Source organism: Pontibacter virosus, assembly GCF_003096355.1.
In the GTDB taxonomy this organism is placed as follows: domain Bacteria; phylum Bacteroidota; class Bacteroidia; order Cytophagales; family Hymenobacteraceae; genus Pontibacter; species Pontibacter virosus.
In genome coordinates this window covers 1-18,517 of record NZ_QEKI01000012.1, presented here as the reverse complement: position 1 = coordinate 18,517, position 18,517 = coordinate 1, and the positions used below count along the sequence as shown (strand labels likewise).

The window sequence follows — 18,517 nt, the reverse complement described above, 5'->3', positions numbered from 1 at the left end:
TTGGCCGCTGCAAAGATAACTAAAATGGAACAGGTATGTATAGCGTGCTTTCAAAACGAAAACGGGGAGCCTTTATTTCTAAAGACTCCCCGTTCAAGCTATAGCTATACCTACTGATTAAAACTCATGCAGTCGCTGAGCGATGTTCCAGCGCAATGCTACGGAGGTAAACACAGTATTTTTGCTCAGTGCGCTCACATCGGCCTCTGTGCGGCGGATGATTCCTTTTAGGTCCACGAACAGGTTGTGCTTGAACTGGTAAGTGGCGGTTAGGTCAAGGTGAAGCTGGTTGGTGCGTATACCCTGTGCGATTTCGTGGCCATAGTTACGGGGTCTTGAGTTGTAGTCCAGGTTCACATTGTTGCCCCAATTGATGGTGTCGCCTTCTGCCGTGATCTCGTCCTGACCGAAGCGTGTCGCAATGGCCTTGCCCACCAAGTGCAGACGTGGCAGCGGCTGGTAACGGGCTATACCTACAAACTCGTACAGGTTGGCACCCATTGGGTGGGCTAGCGGTTGGCGGTTGTGCTGGTAATTGGAGCTGCCATCGCGGTGCTGGTAGGTATACGGACGGATGATGTTCACCTCGCCCTGCAGGTCTAGATTCGACAAACCAAAAACATCGATATACTTCGCGCCGATCTGACCTGCCTGCTTGTTTGCCCACCAGCCTTCTCCTGATTTCACCTCGTTCAGCACAAACTCGTCGAGCACCAACTGGCCGTAAAGCTGCGCTGTGTTGAACAGGTTCCAGCGGAAGTCAAGGCCCAGCATGGCATTGTCCTGGCTGCCCAGGTTGTGCTCCACACTACGGTAGAAAATAATAGGGTTAAGGTACTGCAGTTCGAACTTACCTTTCTCGCGACCGAAGATGATCTGCTCAAACAAGCCCACATTGAAATTGTCGGTAATGTTCACGCCCAGGCGGTGCAGGGCCATGTACTTTTTAGGCAGGACCCTGTCGCCGCCACCACGTCGGCGGTAGTCAGCGGTGAGTTCTTGGAACAGATTCATGTAGTGCAGCTTCCAAACACGGGTGTTCAGTTTTAGGAAGAAAGCCGGCGGAGCGTAGTCGGAGTAAACGAGTGAACGGTAACCGTCGCCGATGAAATGGCGGTCGTGGCCCAGCTGAATTTCCACGTGCTTCGAGAGCGAGTAGTTCATGTAGCCGCGTGCCGTCAAGAAATCGTAGCCATCGCCTTTAAAATCTTTCCAAAGCCCTTCATTCGGGACCACGCCATCGCGCTGGATACGATCTACCACATAATCAGCAAATTTCGCCTGGTTCTCCCCGATAAAGGTATAAAAGCCGAAACGATCGTCGATGCTGCCCTCTACCTGGATGCCTCTGGTGTTCACGTAGCGCATACCGTCGCTCTGGTTGTCGTGTCCCAGCTCCAGGTGCAGTACCGGGTTCACGCGCACCGTAAAATCCTCGGAGTCGTAATGGTACAAATCAGTCTTGTTGCGGTACAGGGCGTTGAAAATAGGGCGCTCGCTGATGTTGTCGTTTGCTTGGGTGGTGTAGTTCCAGTTGTCGTTGAGGAGGTACTGGATGTTGAACATGTCGGCATTGGAACGCGGCTCCCCTATGGCTGATTCGGCTAAGGCGGCTACGTCGCGGCGGCCGATGGGGCGGACGTTTGTCTGAAGCTGCGGCACCTTTGTGCCCAATTTGATCTGGTAGCGGTCAATCAGATGGTAGGTGTCGCGGTCGTAGGGCACGTACACATCCTGCGCCTGCACGGCAGGTATAGCCAGCAGACTAAGTGCCATAGCGGCAAGTATATTTCTCATAGGGAAGAAAGTTCTAATCAGGGGAAAGCGATTTGTAAGGTACTTATTTAGAATTCACAATATTAACAAAAACACATGAAATTGCATGATGCCGACCGGCGAAAGCAGGTATAGCTCAGCCTTATACAGGTATAGGGCGTGTCCGGTTTAACGTTTTTGATAGCAGGAGATTGCCTTAAGCACGAAAGGCCGTATCTTTAGCCTACCAAATCAGCCATGTCCATGCAAAAAGATAACCTGCATATCCTCACCGCAACCCCATCGCTTGCCAACCATTTTGTAGCCGAACTGCGCGACGTTTCAGTGCAGCACGACAGCCTTCGCTTCCGCCGCAACTTGGAGCGACTGGGCGAGCTGCTGGCCTACGAGATATCCAAAACGTTGCCTTACGAAACCCACGAAATCGTCACGCCGCTGGCTACTACGCAAACTGAGTTGCTTACTGCCCAGCCAGTGCTGGCGACCATACTTCGGGCCGGCCTGCCTATGTACAACGGTATGCTCAACTATTTTGACAAGGCCTACAGTACGTTTGTAGGGGCTTACCGGGTAGAGGAGCAGAATACGGAGCTGCAGATCAATATGGAGTACCTGGCCTCGACGGACCTGCACGACAAGATATTGATTCTGGCGGACCCGATGCTGGCTACTGGTCGCTCGCTGGTGAAGTCTTATAAAGGGATGTTGCGCCACGGTAAACCCGTGCAGGTGCATTTCGCTGCAGCCATTGCCTCGCCGGAAGGTATAGCCTATGTACAGCAGGAGGTGCCGGAGGCACATATCTGGCTTGGGGCTATGGACGAGCGACTGAACGAAAACTTCTACATCGTACCTGGTCTAGGCGATGCCGGCGACCTGGCTTTCGGTCCGAAGGTATAGCCCTTTATGATCAGGCCTTATACCCCAGCCGACCAGGAAGCGCTTCTTCAGATATTGCGACTCAATACGCCAGCTTATTTTGCGCCCGAGGAGGAAGCCGACTTTGTGCTATACCTGCGGGAGCGCCGCGAAGACTACTTTGTGGTAGAGCGGGAGGGGCAGGTGGCAGGTGCTGGCGGAATCAATTACTTTGATGGCTATACCTGGGCCAGGCTTTCCTGGGATCTGATTCATCCTGCGTTTCAGGGCAAAGGTATAGGCCGTGAGCTAACTCTGTTTCGGATCGCTAAATTGAAAGGAAAGCCAAACATGAAATGGCTGCAGGTACGAACGAGCCAGTTTGTGTACCTGTTCTACCAAAGGCTGGGCTTTGATTTGGAGAAGGTGGAGCAGAATTTCTGGGCTGAGGGGATTGATCTGTATCAAATGAAAATGAATCTGGGCGCTTAGAGCCTGCATACTAAACTCGCGTCAGCGTTCCATAAGGGCTTGGAGGAACTTCTCAAATACGCATCGGTATACCTGGCTAGCATGGTGAAGTTCATCGGCGGCCCCCTAGTGGGTATATCGCTGGGGCTTTCATACTTTGAAACCGTTATTCTGACGATTTTAGGGATGATGACCAGTGTGCTGGTGTTTTCCTATATAGGCCGGCAAGCCGCCAGGTGGTATTCCGCTTACCGGCGTGAGCGTCAGAGACCTGTTTTTAGCCGCAGAAGCCGCCGGGTAGTGCGCATCTGGCTCAACTTTGGTATTGTAGGTGTCGCCTTCTTCACGCCGCTTTTTCTTACGCCGGTTTTTGGTACCGTGGTAGCTGCCGTGTTCGGCGTGCCCCGCCGGCAGATCTTTCTGCATATGTTTTGGAGCGCCATTATGTGGGGCTTCATGTTGACGGGGCTGATCTACCGCTTTGAGAAAATAGCGCTGCAGTATCTGTAAACAAAAACACCCCGTCCTACCTGACAGGGTGCTCTCACTTATTTTTTCTTCTTTTTTGTCTTTTGCCAGAACGAGGCTCTCGGGTCGCGTTTGCTCTCCGGGCGCTTTTTAGGGATGGCTTTCTTTTCGTGGAAGGCACCTTTAAAGTCTGGGTTCTCGCTGCGCTTCTGGTGGTCAATGTCGCGGGCAATGGCCTGCTGCTCCTCGAACGTGATGTCATGAATTTTCACTTCCGCTGGCATCGGTTCCTCAGGTATCTGCATCCTGATCAGTTTCTCGATCTTGCGGATGTGGTACATCTCGGCTGGATTGGCAAAAGTGATGGCGGCCCCCACGTTCTCGGCACGCCCCGTGCGACCAATGCGGTGTACGTAATCTTCATACACAAAAGGCACATCGAAGTTGATCACATGGCTCACCATGGTCACGTCTATACCTCTGGAGGCGACGTCGGTAGCTACCAGAAATCTAACTTCGCCCCCTTTAAAAGCTTCCATGGAGTTGATGCGCGTATTTTGGCCCTTGTTGCCGTGGATGGCCCGCACTTCGCCGTACTCGCGTCGCTCTAAAAACTTGGCTACGTTCTCTGCGTTTTTCTTGCTGCGCGTGAAAATGATCACGCGGTTGAAAATTTCTTCGTCTCGGATGAGATGCTCGAGCATGGCAATTTTGGTGCGCAGGTTCGGCACCTGGTACAGCACCTGGCTTACCGTTTCCACAGGAGTGGCCTGCGGCGTTACCTCAATGCGGGTCGGGAATTCTAGGAACTCCTCTGATAACTCCACCACCTTGGGGTGCATGGTAGCTGAGAAGAGCAGGTTCTGACGCTTGCGTGGCAAAACTTCCAGCAACTGACGTATCTGCGGCATAAAGCCCATGTCCATCATCTTGTCGGCTTCGTCCAGTACCAGCGTTTTGATCTCCTTTAATATGAGCTCGCCCTTCAGGTATAGCTCCATCAGGCGCTTGGGCGTGGCAACAAGTATGTCGATGCCTTTATTGATTGTTTCAATCTGAGTCTTTGGCCCTAGTCCGCCATAAATAACCGTGTGTCGCAGGTCGGTGTACTTACCCAGCAGCGTGATGTTTTCCTCAATCTGCATGGCTAGTTCGCGGGTAGGCGCCAGGATAATGGCACGTGGGTTATTGCCTTGCGCATACTTCACTTTCATCAGGATCGGCAGCAGGAAAGCAGCGGTTTTGCCGGTGCCGGTCTGGGCGATGCCCATCACATCGTGCCCGCCCATGATTACAGGTATAGCTTTGAGCTGGATGGGCGTCGGCTTCTCGTAACCGGCCTCTTCAATGGCGTTGAGCAGCTGCCGGTTCAGCTTAAAATCCTCGAACGTGCTTATTTCTTTCTCCGCTTCTTCTGCCATGGTTGTGGTACTTGTGTTTGGTATTAATATGCAAAGGTACGGGAAATTTGCGGGAGGGGAATGAAAGAGAGTATAAAGGATATGTTTACTGCGCATGCAACCATTCTACTCTCTATAGGGTCTTTCAGGTATAGACCTTTACCTTGCCCCGATATATCCCATGATCAAAAGTATATTTCTGTCAGGTATTGCCCTTGTGGCGATGAGTGTGTTTTCCGGTTGTAAAAAAGAGATGGTAGACGAGGGACCGAATACGCCCAACATTCGTCCGTTGACGGTACAGGAGCAGAAAACGGTGAGCAGTTCCAATGACTTTGCGTTCCGCTCTTTTGCTGAGCTGAGCCGTGAGGCGCAAGAGGACAATATCTTTATCTCGCCGCTCAGCATCAGCATGGCCCTGACCATGACCTACAACGGAGCCGACGTCGAAACAAAGGAGGCGATCCGGCAGGCGCTTGGGCTGGAGCTTAGTTCAGACGAAGAGATCAATAAATCCTTCAAAGACCTGGCCGTCCTACTGCAAGGGATAGACAAGAAAGTGATCTTTACCTCGGCCAACTCGCTATGGCATAGCAATATGGTGCGACTGCAGGGGCCTTTCGTGCAGACCAACAAAACCTACTTCGACGCCACCGTGCAGGGGCTCGATTTCGCATCTCCGGCTGCAGTCGACCAGATCAACAACTGGGTGAAGAACAAGACCAACGATAAGATTGACAAGATCATCGAGGAGATCAGACGGGATCAAGTGTTGTTCCTGATCAACGCTATCTATTTTAAAGGGACCTGGACTTATCCGTTTGACAAGAGCCTGACAAAGCCGGGGCAGTTTCAACTCGAGAACGGCAGCAGTATCACCCACGATTTCATGAGTATGAAGAAAGGCGAATACCTGCACTACCGCGACAATAGTGTTGATATGATCGACTTGCCTTACGGCAACGAGCAGTACAGTATGACGATCGTAATGCCGAGCGGGGATAATAAAGTACAGGATATTATACCTCTGCTAAACCCGACGAGCCTGAATACCTGGCTGGCGCAAGGTCAAAAGATAGGCAAGGAGCTGCAGATGCCTAAATTTAAAATGGAGTATGAAAAGCAGCTGAATGCCATGCTGATCAAGCTGGGGATGGGGGTTGCTTTTACTGGGGGAGCCAACTTCAGCCGCATGATAGAAGGGCACAGCAACCTCGCCATATCTGAAGTAAAGCATAAAACCTTTGTGGAAGTGAACGAAGAGGGAACAGAGGCCGCTGCTGTTACTTCTGTAGGTATAGAGCTAACTTCTATGCCATCGGCTTATCGTGTCGATCGCCCCTTTGTCTTCATGATCCGGGAAAAGTCCTCGGGTGCTATCCTCTTCATCGGCAAACTGATGCAGCCAAAGTAGAAGCAGGTATAGTTTTGCTTTTTCAGGTATAGCAATCCGGCGCAAATGTGCGGGAATCTACGCTAATGTGTGTTAACTTTGTTGAGCACATACCTTAGCAGCATGAAATCTATCCTGATAAAGAACGCACAGCTTGTAAACGAGGGGAAAACCACCACCGCTGATGTACTGGTAAAAGACGGCCGCATCGCACAGATCGGACAAGGTATAGAAGCCGAAGCCGACGAGACGATTGACGCTACCGGTCTGCACCTGTTGCCTGGCGCCATCGACGACCAGGTACACTTCCGGGAGCCAGGCCTGACGCACAAAGCCAGAATTGAGACAGAGGCGAGAGCGGCTGTGGCAGGCGGCACGACTTCGTTTATGGAGATGCCCAACACGGTGCCCAACACCGTGACGCAGGAGCTGCTCGAGGATAAATATAAGATTGCAGCCGAGACTTCACTGGCCAACTACTCTTTCTATATGGGGGCCACCAACGACAACCTGGCTGAGGTGCTGCTCACCAATCCCAATACCGTTTGCGGTATCAAGATCTTCATGGGTTCTTCCACGGGGAACATGCTCGTGGACAATGAGGGGACGCTGGAGCAGATCTTCGCCAAGGCAAGGTTGCCGATAGCCGTGCACTGCGAGGACGAGCAGACCATCCGCGACAACATGGCTATCTATGAAGAGAAGTATGGCGAGGATATACCTATTAAGTGCCACCCCGAGATTCGCAACGAAACAGCCTGTTTCAAGTCATCTTTCCTGGCAGTGAAGCTGGCTGAAAAGCACAACACGCGTCTGCACATCCTGCATATTTCCACTGAAGAAGAACTGAAACTGTTCCGCAACGACATTCCGCTGGAGCAGAAGCGCATCACCGCCGAGGTCTGCGTGCACCACCTCTGGTTCGACAAGGAGGATTACGATACATACGGCACCCTGATCAAGTGCAACCCGGCCGTAAAAGAGCACCGTCACAAAGAAGGCTTGCTGCAAGGTTTGCTCGAAGACAAGCTTGATGTGATCGCTACCGACCACGCTCCACATACCTGGGAAGAGAAGCAGGGCAAGTACAAGCAGGCGCCAAGCGGTGTGCCGCTGGTGCAGCACTCGGTGCAGATGATACTGGAGTTCGTGAAGCAGGGCAAGCTGCCGATTGAGAAAGTGGTGGAAAAAATGGCCCATGCGCCGGCCATCCTCTTCAACGTGCGCGAGCGTGGCTACATCCGCGAAGGTTATTGGGCTGACCTGGTGCTGGTGGACTTGAACAAGCCCTATACCGTTTCCAAAGACAATACTTATTATTTGTGCAATTGGTCGCCCTTCGAGGGCCATACCTTTAGCAGCACGATCACCCATACCTTCGTTTCCGGTCACCTTGCTTTTGCCAACGGGGAATTTGATGAAAGCAAGAAAGGCGAGCGGCTGTTGTTTGATAGATAGTTGCGCGGTAGAATCAGAAAGGTATAGGTATGGAAAGTGTCATGTCTTTGCAGTATAGTTGGGTAAGGGGATCCAGAGAGGTGCTTCTGCGATACTGTGATTCCCTGTCTGCGGCAGATTTTTGCAAAGAAAACAGCTCGTTTGGGAGAGGAAGCATCCGGAACTTGCTGGTGCACATTGCCAATACTTACGAGTTCTGGATCGGGCAGCAGGCGCTACAAAAGGAGATGGTTTTTACTTCCTATGATGCCGTCAGAAACGTTGAAGAAACCCGGAAGCTATTCTATGAGGTGGATAAGTTAGTGGAGGAATTCATAGCTCACTTTAGTCGCAGTTACCTGACTAATCTGAAAGTGAGTATCAATCAGGAAAGCGCGAAAGCTAACCCTCTCAAACTATTTACACATGTGATCACGCACGAGTATCACCACAAAGGGCAGGTGCTTTCGCTGAGCAGGCACCTTGGCTATACTCCAGTCAATACTGATATTATGCGGTGAGCTGAAATGGGAATGATGATAAAAGAAGTTGAATGTTTAGCAGGTAAAAGCAAGAAGGAATGGAACTAGAGCAATTCAAAGAACTGCACGCCCGCTTTTTTGGGAGGGACTTGCCGGAGGATGTGCTGCAATCCAAGGCGTATGAGGCTTATGAAGAAGCCATTCACGAAGATGAGGCGTGCTACAACTGGGCTATCACAGACAAACTGAAAAGTAAAGGCTTCGACTACCAGAATTACTGTTGCCTGATGATGGCCGACAAGGTATACGAAAGCCTGGATGAGGACGGTGAGATCAGGTATGACGACCCGGAAGTCGTGATCAATCAGTGGGACGAAGGACTCTACGGTATACCTGTGCACAATGGCAGCGCTACGATGGTCGTGATCAATTACTGCCCTTGGTGCGGCACAAAGTTGAGCAAGTGAGTACTATATTTGGAAGTAAGTGCCTATACCTCGCAAGGGATAAAATGTAAGTCTAAAGGGCACAGTGAGATACGAATTTTATCTAAAAAATTGCTTCTCACGTATTGTAAATAAGAAAACGACACGTATATTTGCATTCTCTAAACGAGACACGGTGGTTGTAGCTCAGTTGGTTAGAGCACCAGATTGTGATTCTGGGGGTCGTGGGTTCGAGACCCATCTTCCACCCCAAGCCCTTGAAGCAAACCTTCAGGGGCTTTTTTTATTTGTGGCGAATTGCTAAATGGTTGAGAGGTTAAATTGTTGATAATAAGTACTTTCGTGAGACAACGCTCTAACCATTAAACAATTTAACAATCATCAATTAAGTTAACAATCAACAATTAAAAATATGAGCTTAGTAGTAGTAGGTTCGATGGCGTTTGATGCGCTGGAAACTCCCTTCGGGAAAACAGATAAGATCGTGGGCGGTGCCGCCACTTATATTTCACTGTCGGCTTCTTATTTTGTGAAGCCTGTGAATGTGGTATCGGTAGTGGGTGGCGACTTCGACCAGGACCACATCAGCCTGATGCACCAACGCAACATCAGCACCGAAGGCGTGCAGGTAAAGGAGAACGAGAAGTCTTTCTTCTGGTCTGGCCGCTACTTCAACGACATGAACAGCCGCGAAACACTGGTAACGGAGCTGAACGTGCTGGGTGATTTCGACCCGATCATCCCGGGAACTTATCAGAACTGCGAGTACCTGATGCTGGGTAACCTGGCTCCACAGGTGCAGCGCACGGTGCTGGAGCGCCTCACTAACCGTCCGAAGCTGATCGTGATGGACACCATGAACTTCTGGATGGACATTGCCATGGACGAACTGCAGAAGACCATCGCCTTGGTGGACGTGCTGTCGATCAACGATGAGGAGGCACGCCAGCTGAGCGGAGAGTACTCTTTGGTGAAGGCTGCCCGCAAAATCATGGCGATGGGACCGAAATTCCTGATCATCAAGAAAGGAGAGCACGGCGCCCTGTTGTTCCACGAAGACAAAGTATTTTTTGCGCCGGCACTGCCACTCGAGGAGGTGTTCGATCCGACCGGAGCGGGCGATACGTTTGCCGGTGGTTTCATCGGTTACATCGCTGCCACAGGCGACATCAGCTTCGAAAATATGAAGCGTGCGATCATCCACGGCTCGGCAATGGCTTCGTTTTGCGTAGAAAAATTTGGTACTGAAAGATTGAAGAACTTAGACCAGCAGGAGATTGACGGCCGCGTGCAGCAGTTTGTGAACCTGGTGGCTTTTGATACGGTATTGTCTTAATTATAAAGATTTTATAGGTATAGAAAAGGGGGGCTTTGCCTTCCCTTTTTTAGTTTTTGCGCATAGGCAGTTCGGTCGGAATTGCATTAAAATGCAACAAAGTGAGGGCTTGGTAGGTAAAACAAAGGTATACGATTACCTAATCTGAAAACAATGAGCTTAAAGAACGAAAATAAAAAGACGCTGGACGAGTTGAAGAAGAATAACCCGAAAGGAGAAGATCGAAATAAACCAATGGGTAATATTGACTCTCAGCCGAACCAGAATGCGTTGAACGCAGACGATACAAAAGTGCAAAACCCGAACCGTAACCTGGCAAAGGGCGGTAACAATACGCCTTACGACAAAAAATAAACGTAACGCAAATAAACCTAACCTGGCAAAAGGTAGCGAAAGCACCCCTTACTGATAGTAAGCGCGTCAGGAATGCAAAATAAGACTATGAAATAATGAGAGGAAGGCCTACGGGCTTTCCTTTTTTTATGTGCTTTTTTGAGCAGGTATAGCGTTCGACTGAAGATTGCTCTTTATTTTTAGCCTCCCTCAACTGAAGCAACGCATGCAGCAACACGACATTTGTATACTGGGCGCCGGACCGGGCGGTGCTACCGCAGCCTTGCACCTGGCCAACAAGGGTTTACCTTGCGTGCTCATCGACAAGGCCGTTTTCCCCAGAGACAAGGTATGCGGCGACGCCCTGAGTGGTAAAGTGGTGAACGAATTGAAGCGGATCGCTCCCGAACTGCCCACTCTATTGGGCGAGCAGAAAGAGCAGCTGCCTTCGTGGGGGATTCATTTCATCTCGCCGGCCGGGCACAAATTAAGTGTGCCTTTCAAACCGAATTACGATGCTGCACAGGATGTCCCCTCGGGTTACATCTCCAAACGGATCGACTTCGACAATTTCCTGATCGAGCAAGTGAAGCAGCGGCCCGAAATCACTTTACTCGAAGGTATAGATATTGCGAAAGTAGAGCGTAACGCACAGGGCTATACCTTAACAGACAAAAGCGGCAAACATCAGATCAATACCCGTTTGCTGATTGCCGCCAATGGGGCACACTCTGCCTTTGCGCGGCAGGAGGCAGGTATAAAGCAGGAACCGCAACACTACTGCGCCGGGCTTCGGGCCTATTACAAGAATGTAGCGGGACTCGACAAGGATAATTTCATCGAACTGCACTTTCTCAAAGATTTTCTGCCGGGCTATTTCTGGATCTTTCCGCTGCCGGGTGGTTATGCCAATGTGGGCGTGGGTATGCTGAGCGAAACAGTAAGCCAGAAGAAAGTGAACCTGAAAAAGGAGATGCTCTGCATGATCGAAACACATCCCGAGTTTAAACAGCGCTTCGCTGGTGCTGAACTGATGGGTGATATCAAAGGGTATGGCCTGCCACTGGGCTCCAAAAAGCGCATGATCTCGGGCGACAACTACATGTTGGTGGGCGACGCGGCCTCTCTGATCGACCCCTTTACCGGCGAAGGCATCAGCAACGCCATGATCAGCGGGCGTTGGGCAGCCGCACAGGCCGAACTCTGCCTGCAGCAGCAAAACTTCTCCGCTGACTTCATGCAAGGGTATGACAAAGCAGTCTATAACCGACTCTGGAAAGAACTCAAACTTAGCCGACGCATGCAGCAGTTACTCGACTACCCCTGGTTGTTTAACCAAGTGGCAAGCAAGGCATCCAAAAACCAGGCGCTTGCCGAGACCATCTCCTGCATGTTCACCGACCTGGACCTGCGCGAGCGACTCAAGCAACCGTCTTTCTATCTCAAACTGCTATTCAATTAAAACTCCTGTTTCAGCCACAGCTTGAAGTTTTGCTTTTCGGCGTCTGTTGCATCCGGCCTTTTTGCAATGCTATACCTGGTGTAGTAGGTCTGCTGGCTCGGTTGCAGCCTGACTTGACGCAGTTGCTTGATTCTGAAAAGCGTGAGTTCTATACCTTGTGCAAGATCTGTGTCAGCCAGCAGTGGCTGTAGGTTCTGTTCAATCTTTCGTCCATTCACTGCAACCAACTCGTCTTCTACACTTAATGCCGTGCTGGCAGGGGAGTCCGGAGCGATAGCAGTTACTTTAGTTGCTTGTGCATCAGCAACAATCTTAAATCCGAAGAGTCCTTCGTAAAGCATGGCATTCTCTTCTGCCTTTAGTGTGCAGCCCACGTAGCGCAATGCTTCATCTAAGGCATCTTCGATCGGAGCAGTGCCATTTATATACTGCTCAAAATAACGATCAAAATCCTCACCTCCGACACGGAGCACCAGTCGCCTGTAGTCCTCTTCAGTATACCCAATGCCGCGCTTCCCGAAGTCTTCCCAAAGGTGTCGCATCACAGTGTCAAGGTTAGCCTTATTTCCCGTAGCACGGCGTAACTGCAGATCCAATAGCAGGGCAGTTAACGCACCTTTGATGTAGATGGATACTTTGCGATCTGGTATACCGGGTTTGTAGCCATCCAGCCAGAGGTCGAACGATGAGTCAGCCACCGACATGTGGTAGCGGCTGTGGTCCGCAAAATAGCGTTGCAGGGTAGTGTTAAGCTCCTCAAAATACTGTGCCGCCGTAAACACCCCTGAGCGAGTCAGCATGTAGTCGCCGTAGTAAGTCGTTATACCTTCCGCCACATAGCCCGTCCGGAAATAATTCTCCCCGGTAAAGTCGTAGGGCAGCATTTCCTTCGGCCGAATCTGTTTGACGTTCCACGTGTGGAAAAGCTCATGCGAACTCACACCCAGAAACTCTTTATATAAAGCAGGTGTCATCAGCAACTCCCCCGGCCCGAGTGTGATGACAGTTGAGTTGACATGCTCTACCCCGTGGTAAAAGCGATAGGGGAGGATCTCGTTCAGGTAATGGTAGTCCTGCACCGGGAAATCACCAAATACCTCCAGCTGCTCTTTAGTAAAGGCTTCAAAGTCTTTTTTAATCCGCTCCCAGTCTGGCCGGCAATCGCCCTGTATCCAGATGTGGAAAGGTATATCAGACACCGTATAGGTTTCCTTTTTAAGGGAGGCGCTGGCAATGAGTGGGCTGTCCACCAATTGATCGTAGTTCTCAGCCAGCAAGGTATGGCGCTCTGTTTCGGGCAATCCACAGGCGATCTGCCAGTTGTCAGGTATAGCGATCTGCAACTGTTGTGGCTCATGCGCACGATCTTCTACGGCCATTAGGCAGTTGATGCCGTTCAGGTATAGCTGCTCTTCGTCGAGCCAGGAGCCGCCGCCATCCATCTGTCGTGCATAAAAGCTATAGCGAATCTCAATATTCTCCGCGCCACCAGCTTCCACCAGCCAACGGTCTTTGGTTACCTTGCGCACAGGTATGGCTACCCCATTAGCACTGGCCATAACACCGCGTAGCTTTTGGGCGAAGTGTTGCAATTCGTAGCGTCCCGGTCGCCAGGCAGGCAATTGCAGGTATAGCTCCTGTTGGCTGTTGTCAGGTATAGTGATGGTGATATTTAGGAAGTGCGTTAGCGGATTGACGTAAGATATATGGTGTCGGATCATAGCACGTGAAGGTATAGCGTTCGGGGTAAAATTAAGATAATCTGTGTTTAACGCAGGTATACGGGGTATAAGTATGGGCCAAAGCAAGGTATAGCTACGCGCTACAATCAATTTAAAATGATGTACGGGCCCTTTTTTCTGTATTTTTTAAAATAATATAGGACGTGGAATTGCTATTTTAGAAAAGCTTCCCTAATTTTGCAGGCCATAATAAAACCATTGGCATCCGATGAAAAGAACATTCCAGCCTTCGCAGAGAAAAAGAAGAAATAAGCACGGTTTCAGATCAAGAATGGAAACCGCTAACGGAAGAAGAGTACTAGCTAGCAGAAGAGCTAAAGGCAGAAAGAAACTTTCTGTTTCTGACGAAAGAAGACACAAAGCTTAGTAATCTGGTTGTGCTTTGCTCAGCCCGGAGCCGTCATGCGTATGGATCCAGCTAAAGACAAACCAGCAGAGCAGCCGATTTCTTATACATATTCGAAAGAAGAACGCTTGTGCAGTAAGCGCCTTATCACGCTGCTGTTTAGCAAGGGTTCTTCTTTTAATTTGTATCCGCTCAGGTTCGTGTACCACACGCCCGAAGCACCTCTTTCCGAAGGTACGCAGCTAGTTATTTCCGTTTCGAAGCGCAACTTCAAGCGTGCCGTCGACCGGAACCGCCTGAAGCGCCAGATACGTGAGGCTTACCGCCTTAACAAGCACCTGCTTACTCAAAATCAAGGACGGGCACCCCGCCTCCTGGCCATTATTTACATCGGCAAGGAAAAAAAATCCTTTGATACAATCCAAAAAAAACTAATTTCCGGTTTGGAACGTTGTTTGACTAGATAGTCTTACCCCGCCCCTAAACCTGGAATTCTATGTATAAGAAGTTAATAGCTGGCGTTCTTGCCGGCAGCTTAGCACTGACTCTCTTCTCCTTTAAGAGTGAATCAGAGCGCTATTTCGAAATTGCCAAAAATCTTGATGTTTTTGCCACGCTTTTCAAAGAAGTAAACACCTATTATGTAGATGAGGTGCCGCCCTCTAAACTGGTGCGCACAGGTATAGACGCGATGCTCAAGTCGCTCGACCCCTATACCAACTACATTCCCGAAGACGATATTGAAGATTTCCGCACCATGACCACCGGACAGTACGGCGGCATAGGCGCACTCATTGGCAGCCGCGACAATAAGATTGTGGTGCAGATGCCTTACGAGAATTCCCCGGCGCACAAGGCGGGCCTGGTTATCGGCGATGAGATCACTAAAATAGACGGGGTAAACGTTTCCAGCAAGACTACATCAGAAGTGAGCAAGCTGTTGAAAGGGCAGGCTAACTCTGTTGTAAAACTTGAAGTGCGCAGCTACGGGCAGTCGAAGCCAAGAACTGTAGAGCTTACCCGTGCCAACATTATGGTTGATAACGTGCCTTATTATGGCATGATCGACAACGAAATCGGTTACTTCCAACTGTCAGGCTTTACAGTGGATGCTTCTAAAGAAGTGAGAACGGCTGTTCAGAAACTAAAAGAGCAGGGGGCTAAGAAGATTATTTTCGATTTGCGCGACAATCCGGGCGGTTTGCTGCACGAAGCGGTGAACATCTCCAATCTGTTTGTTGACAAGGGAAGCGACATTGTAAGTACCAAAGGCAAAGTAAAGGAGTGGAACAAAACCTACAAGGCGCTGGACGAACCACTGGATAAGGAAGTTCCGATGGTAATTTTGACCAGTTCGCGCAGTGCCTCGGCCTCTGAGATCGTGGCCGGTGTGATGCAGGACTATGACCGGGCTGTGCTGGTAGGGGAGCGCACTTTCGGCAAAGGCCTTGTACAAGCTACACGTCCGCTTTCCTATAACTCGCAGCTTAAAGTAACAACAGCTAAATATTACATCCCGAGTGGCCGCAGTATACAGGCCATCGACTACAAGCACCGCAACGAAGACGGCAGCGCCGGCAAAATTCCAGATTCACTTAAAGTAGCTCATAAAACAGCTGGAGGTCGCATCGTGTACGATGGCGGTGGCGTTAGCCCGGATGTGGAAGTTACCCGCAAAGCTTATTCCGAAATTGCCAGAACAATCGCGATGAAAGGCTACTTCTTTGAGTACGCCAATAAGTACAGAGCAGAGAACCCGACCATACCTTCAGCCAAACAATTTAAGCTGACGGATGCCGACTACCAGAAATTTATCGCTTTCCTGGATAATAAAGATGTCAACTACACCACCAAGGTAGAACGTGAGCTGGAAGAACTGACCGAGCAGGCGAAGGATGGAAAGCATCTGGATGACATTAAAATAGAGCTTGACGCCATTAAGAAAAAGGTATCGCATAACAAGTCGAATGACCTGATGCGCTTCCGTGCCGAGATACAGGAAATGCTGGAGGCAGAAATTGCTTCCCGTTACTACCTGCAGAAAGGCTACATCGAATCTTCATTTGATGATGATCCGGATATTCTGATGGCCAAGCGTGTGCTCAGCAATCAGCAGGAGTATGCATCATACCTGAAAGTGAAGTAAGAAAACAAGGTATAAGCAAAAGGGTGATGCCGGTCCGGTGTCACCCTTTTTGTTTCTTGGTCTTTCGGGCGTACTTTTGTCATATCATTTATTATAAGTTTAAAGTATGCCTTTACTGCTCGCGCTCGAAACTTCGTCTAACGTATGTTCTGTTGCCTTATATAAAGGAGCGGATTTACTGGGTGCATCGGAGCTGCAGATCGAAAAGTCTCATTCTTCCCATATCACGGTCATGATTTCGCAACTGGTCGAGAACTGTGGCTATACCTTGCATGACTTGAGCGCTGTGGCTGTTTCAGGAGGGCCCGGTTCCTATACCGGTTTGCGCATAGGGAGCTCTACTGCCAAAGGCCTTTGCTACTCACTAGATATTCCGCTGCTGGAGGTGTCTACTTTATACGGTTTGGCAAAGCAAGCAATAGACGGAGTACCCAATGCTCAGGACTACCTGTTCTGCCCCATGGTTGACGCCCGGCGTATGGAAGTCTATACCTGCCTGCTCGATGCTAACCTGGAGGAACAAATGCCTGTAGCCCCAATGGTACTAGATGAGCAGAGCTTTCAGGAACAATTAGCCAGTCAGCCGATCGTTTTCTTTGGTAACGGTGCTGCTAAGTTCAAAAAGCTGCAGGAGGGAAATGCGAATGCGCTCTTTATAGAAAGTATACAGCCATCAGCTAAACCTATTGGACAACTGGCGCTGCTGAAGTACGAGCAGCAGGCATTTGAAGATGTGGCCTATTATGAACCCTTCTACTTGAAGGATGTTTATATAACAAGTCCTACTAAGAACACGATTAAATAAGCTATAAACATGTCAGATATAATAAACAAGGTAGCGCAAAGCGCACTCGTGACCCTTAACCTGGAAGAGTTGCTTCACCCGGGTGAGCGTGTGGTATATGATATAAAGGATAATCTGTTTCAGGGCCTGATTCTCCGCGAAAAGGATTTCAGGGCTTTTGTGAAAGAACATGACTGGTCGGCTTATGCTGGGAAAAACGTTGCGATCATTTGCTCCGTGGATGCCATCGTGCCGACCTGGGCTTATATGCTTTTGGCTACAAAGTTGCAGGGGCACGCCAACTATTATGTGTTCGGCGATCTGGAAGCACTGGAGCAAGCCCTGATGCAGGAAGCAATTGCCAAAATAGACCCGGAAGAATACCGGGATGGGAAAGTGGTCATCAAAGGTTGCGGCAGTATACCTGTGCCAACTTATGCTTATGTGGAAATTATGCGAAAGCTGTCGCCTGTAGTAAGCAGTTTGATGTATGGCGAACCATGCAGCACGGTGCCATTATATAAGAGGCCTAAAACAGCATAGACGATCAATAGTCAGGTTAACGCAAAAGCCCTTTCTAAATAGAGAGGGCTTTTGCGTTAAAAATAAAGAGTAGCAAGCATAAGCAGAGACAGTACCACGCAACAGGAAGAGGATACCTAAAAGAAATCGAAAAAAAATAATCATAGTAGGAACTATAAGAGTTAAAAATACTGTTACTCTCTAGCGCACGGGAAACTGAAGCGCGATGCATAGGGAATTCCCACAGATTGTACAAGCAGTCTCCTTATGTTGATGCTGATAAAACAACCTAAATTTTGGAGTGATCAAGAGCTCTGAAAACAAACAGGCTCTTAGCAATGCAGGTAACAATGGCTTGTGTTGTTAAGAGACGACAAAACCCGGAATTATTTTGCAAACTATTCCCCGTGCGCTTCAGGCACTTAGGCGGAACCGCCGGGAAGTAAGGTAGAAAGATAACACAGGGTGCTTGCGGGTTCGGGAAATTTGTGGACCTTTGCACTCCCGACACGGACACAGGGTTCGCAGAAAGGGGGAGTGAGAGGGCCACCGGCAGGGCGGCCGTCGGATGCAGGAAGGAAAGCTCGAAGCATCTGAACAGTTACTGAAAAAAAACTTTTGCCTGGGGTGTTGCAGGTTTCAAAAAGGTTCCTACCTTTGCAGCCCGCTTCAGCAGGAGGCGTTCCGGAAAAGGCCGCTAACACAGCCCGGAGGGAAAGAAAAAAATTTTAGCGAGGTTATTGCGGATTTAAAAACTCTGCTTACCTTTGCAACCCGCTCCGAAACGAGCGCTTCACGAGCCGAACGGGCTGAAAAGAGAAAAAAAAGATTGAAAAAAAGCTTGCGGAGTCGGAAAGATTTCCGACCTTTGCACACCGAAAACGACGAAGCGGTTCAGCCGGAGAGTCGTCACGGGAAGCACAAGCAAGCACCCGCCTTCAGATGGAAGGCGCTAACCTGAGGGGGTAGCCCGACGGAAAAGTTCTTTGAGAGATTGTTGAGACAGAAAAAAGAAAAAATAAGATAGGTACATCCGCGCGGGTGTGGAGCAATCCACCCACCGCGTCAATTCAAGCACGTGACTTGTTCACGGGAATTAAAAGGAAAAGGCCACG

The 18,517-nt window shown here is 49.8% G+C and carries 18 protein-coding genes and 1 tRNA gene; 16 read left to right on the top strand and 3 right to left on the bottom strand.

Going from position 1 to position 18,517, the window contains the following annotated elements:
* Positions 1–117 precede the first annotated feature (117 nt).
* Complete coding sequence (locus C8E01_RS15690) at positions 118–1,797, bottom strand: hypothetical protein (protein WP_116544410.1); 1,680 nt, start codon at positions 1,795–1,797, stop codon at positions 118–120.
* Between the two features lie 216 nt (positions 1,798–2,013).
* Between C8E01_RS15690 and upp the strand changes: the two genes are divergently transcribed.
* Genes upp through C8E01_RS15675 form a run of 3 tightly spaced genes read left to right on the top strand, consistent with a single transcriptional unit; the run spans position 2,014 to position 3,615 of the window.
* Positions 2,014–2,676, top strand: coding sequence for a uracil phosphoribosyltransferase (gene upp / locus C8E01_RS15685; protein ID WP_116544409.1), 663 nt, complete (start codon positions 2,014–2,016; stop codon positions 2,674–2,676).
* Positions 2,677–2,682: 6 nt separating this feature from the next.
* Entirely contained in the window at positions 2,683–3,126 is a 444-nt protein-coding gene (locus C8E01_RS15680) for a GNAT family N-acetyltransferase (RefSeq protein WP_116544408.1), read from the top strand.
* Between the two features lie 39 nt (positions 3,127–3,165).
* Positions 3,166–3,615: a hypothetical protein gene (locus tag C8E01_RS15675; RefSeq protein ID WP_116544407.1), complete on the top strand. Its 450-nt coding sequence runs from the start codon at positions 3,166–3,168 to the stop codon at positions 3,613–3,615.
* Positions 3,616–3,653: 38 nt separating this feature from the next.
* On the opposite strand, the gene C8E01_RS15670 is transcribed toward C8E01_RS15675, so the two are convergent.
* The gene (locus C8E01_RS15670; protein WP_116544406.1) at positions 3,654–4,994 is read right to left on the bottom strand and encodes a DEAD/DEAH box helicase; all 1,341 of its coding nucleotides are present in this window, start codon (positions 4,992–4,994) and stop codon (positions 3,654–3,656) included.
* 160 nt (positions 4,995–5,154) lie between these two features.
* Between C8E01_RS15670 and C8E01_RS15665 the strand changes: the two genes are divergently transcribed.
* From C8E01_RS15665 to C8E01_RS15630, 8 genes are all read left to right on the top strand, one after another.
* A complete protein-coding gene (locus C8E01_RS15665) occupies positions 5,155–6,387 on the top strand; it encodes a serpin family protein (RefSeq protein ID WP_116544405.1) in 1,233 nt (410 codons plus the stop codon).
* Positions 6,388–6,489: 102 nt separating this feature from the next.
* On the top strand, positions 6,490–7,824 hold the full coding sequence (locus tag C8E01_RS15660) for a dihydroorotase (protein ID WP_116544404.1): 1,335 nt from the start codon (positions 6,490–6,492) through the stop codon (positions 7,822–7,824).
* Between the two features lie 29 nt (positions 7,825–7,853).
* The gene (locus C8E01_RS15655) at positions 7,854–8,324 is read left to right on the top strand and encodes a DinB family protein (protein WP_243409617.1); all 471 of its coding nucleotides are present in this window, start codon (positions 7,854–7,856) and stop codon (positions 8,322–8,324) included.
* A gap of 59 nt (positions 8,325–8,383) precedes the next feature.
* Positions 8,384–8,752, top strand: coding sequence for a DUF6980 family protein (locus C8E01_RS15650; protein WP_116544403.1), 369 nt, complete (start codon positions 8,384–8,386; stop codon positions 8,750–8,752).
* A 154-nt stretch (positions 8,753–8,906) separates the two neighbouring features.
* Positions 8,907–8,983: transfer RNA gene (locus tag C8E01_RS15645), tRNA-His, on the top strand.
* A 160-nt stretch (positions 8,984–9,143) separates the two neighbouring features.
* Positions 9,144–10,067, top strand: coding sequence for a PfkB family carbohydrate kinase (locus tag C8E01_RS15640; protein WP_116544402.1), 924 nt, complete (start codon positions 9,144–9,146; stop codon positions 10,065–10,067).
* A gap of 153 nt (positions 10,068–10,220) precedes the next feature.
* On the top strand, positions 10,221–10,421 hold the full coding sequence (locus tag C8E01_RS15635; protein WP_116544401.1) for a hypothetical protein: 201 nt from the start codon (positions 10,221–10,223) through the stop codon (positions 10,419–10,421).
* A gap of 205 nt (positions 10,422–10,626) precedes the next feature.
* The gene (locus tag C8E01_RS15630) at positions 10,627–11,862 is read left to right on the top strand and encodes an NAD(P)/FAD-dependent oxidoreductase (protein WP_116544400.1); all 1,236 of its coding nucleotides are present in this window, start codon (positions 10,627–10,629) and stop codon (positions 11,860–11,862) included.
* On the opposite strand, the gene C8E01_RS15625 is transcribed toward C8E01_RS15630, so the two are convergent.
* Entirely contained in the window at positions 11,859–13,583 is a 1,725-nt protein-coding gene (locus tag C8E01_RS15625; protein WP_116544399.1) for a M61 family metallopeptidase, read from the bottom strand. The genes C8E01_RS15630 and C8E01_RS15625 overlap by 4 nt on opposite strands.
* Before the next feature lie 229 nt (positions 13,584–13,812).
* Here C8E01_RS15625 and rpmH point away from each other — a divergent pair, with 229 nt between their 5' ends.
* The 5 genes from rpmH to C8E01_RS15600 all read left to right on the top strand — a co-directional run bounded on the left by rpmH (position 13,813) and on the right by C8E01_RS15600 (position 17,423).
* Positions 13,813–13,971, top strand: coding sequence for a 50S ribosomal protein L34 (gene rpmH, locus C8E01_RS15620; RefSeq protein WP_071594924.1), 159 nt, complete (start codon positions 13,813–13,815; stop codon positions 13,969–13,971).
* 41 nt (positions 13,972–14,012) lie between these two features.
* The gene (gene rnpA / locus C8E01_RS15615; protein WP_243409615.1) at positions 14,013–14,417 is read left to right on the top strand and encodes a ribonuclease P protein component; all 405 of its coding nucleotides are present in this window, start codon (positions 14,013–14,015) and stop codon (positions 14,415–14,417) included.
* 29 nt (positions 14,418–14,446) lie between these two features.
* Positions 14,447–16,096 (top strand): S41 family peptidase, encoded by a 1,650-nt coding sequence (locus C8E01_RS15610; protein WP_116544398.1) that lies wholly within the window; start codon positions 14,447–14,449, stop codon positions 16,094–16,096.
* A gap of 106 nt (positions 16,097–16,202) precedes the next feature.
* Complete coding sequence (gene tsaB / locus C8E01_RS15605; RefSeq protein ID WP_116544397.1) at positions 16,203–16,901, top strand: tRNA (adenosine(37)-N6)-threonylcarbamoyltransferase complex dimerization subunit type 1 TsaB; 699 nt, start codon at positions 16,203–16,205, stop codon at positions 16,899–16,901.
* A gap of 9 nt (positions 16,902–16,910) precedes the next feature.
* Complete coding sequence (locus C8E01_RS15600) at positions 16,911–17,423, top strand: DUF2480 family protein (RefSeq protein ID WP_116544396.1); 513 nt, start codon at positions 16,911–16,913, stop codon at positions 17,421–17,423.
* Positions 17,424–18,517: the final 1,094 nt, after the last annotated feature.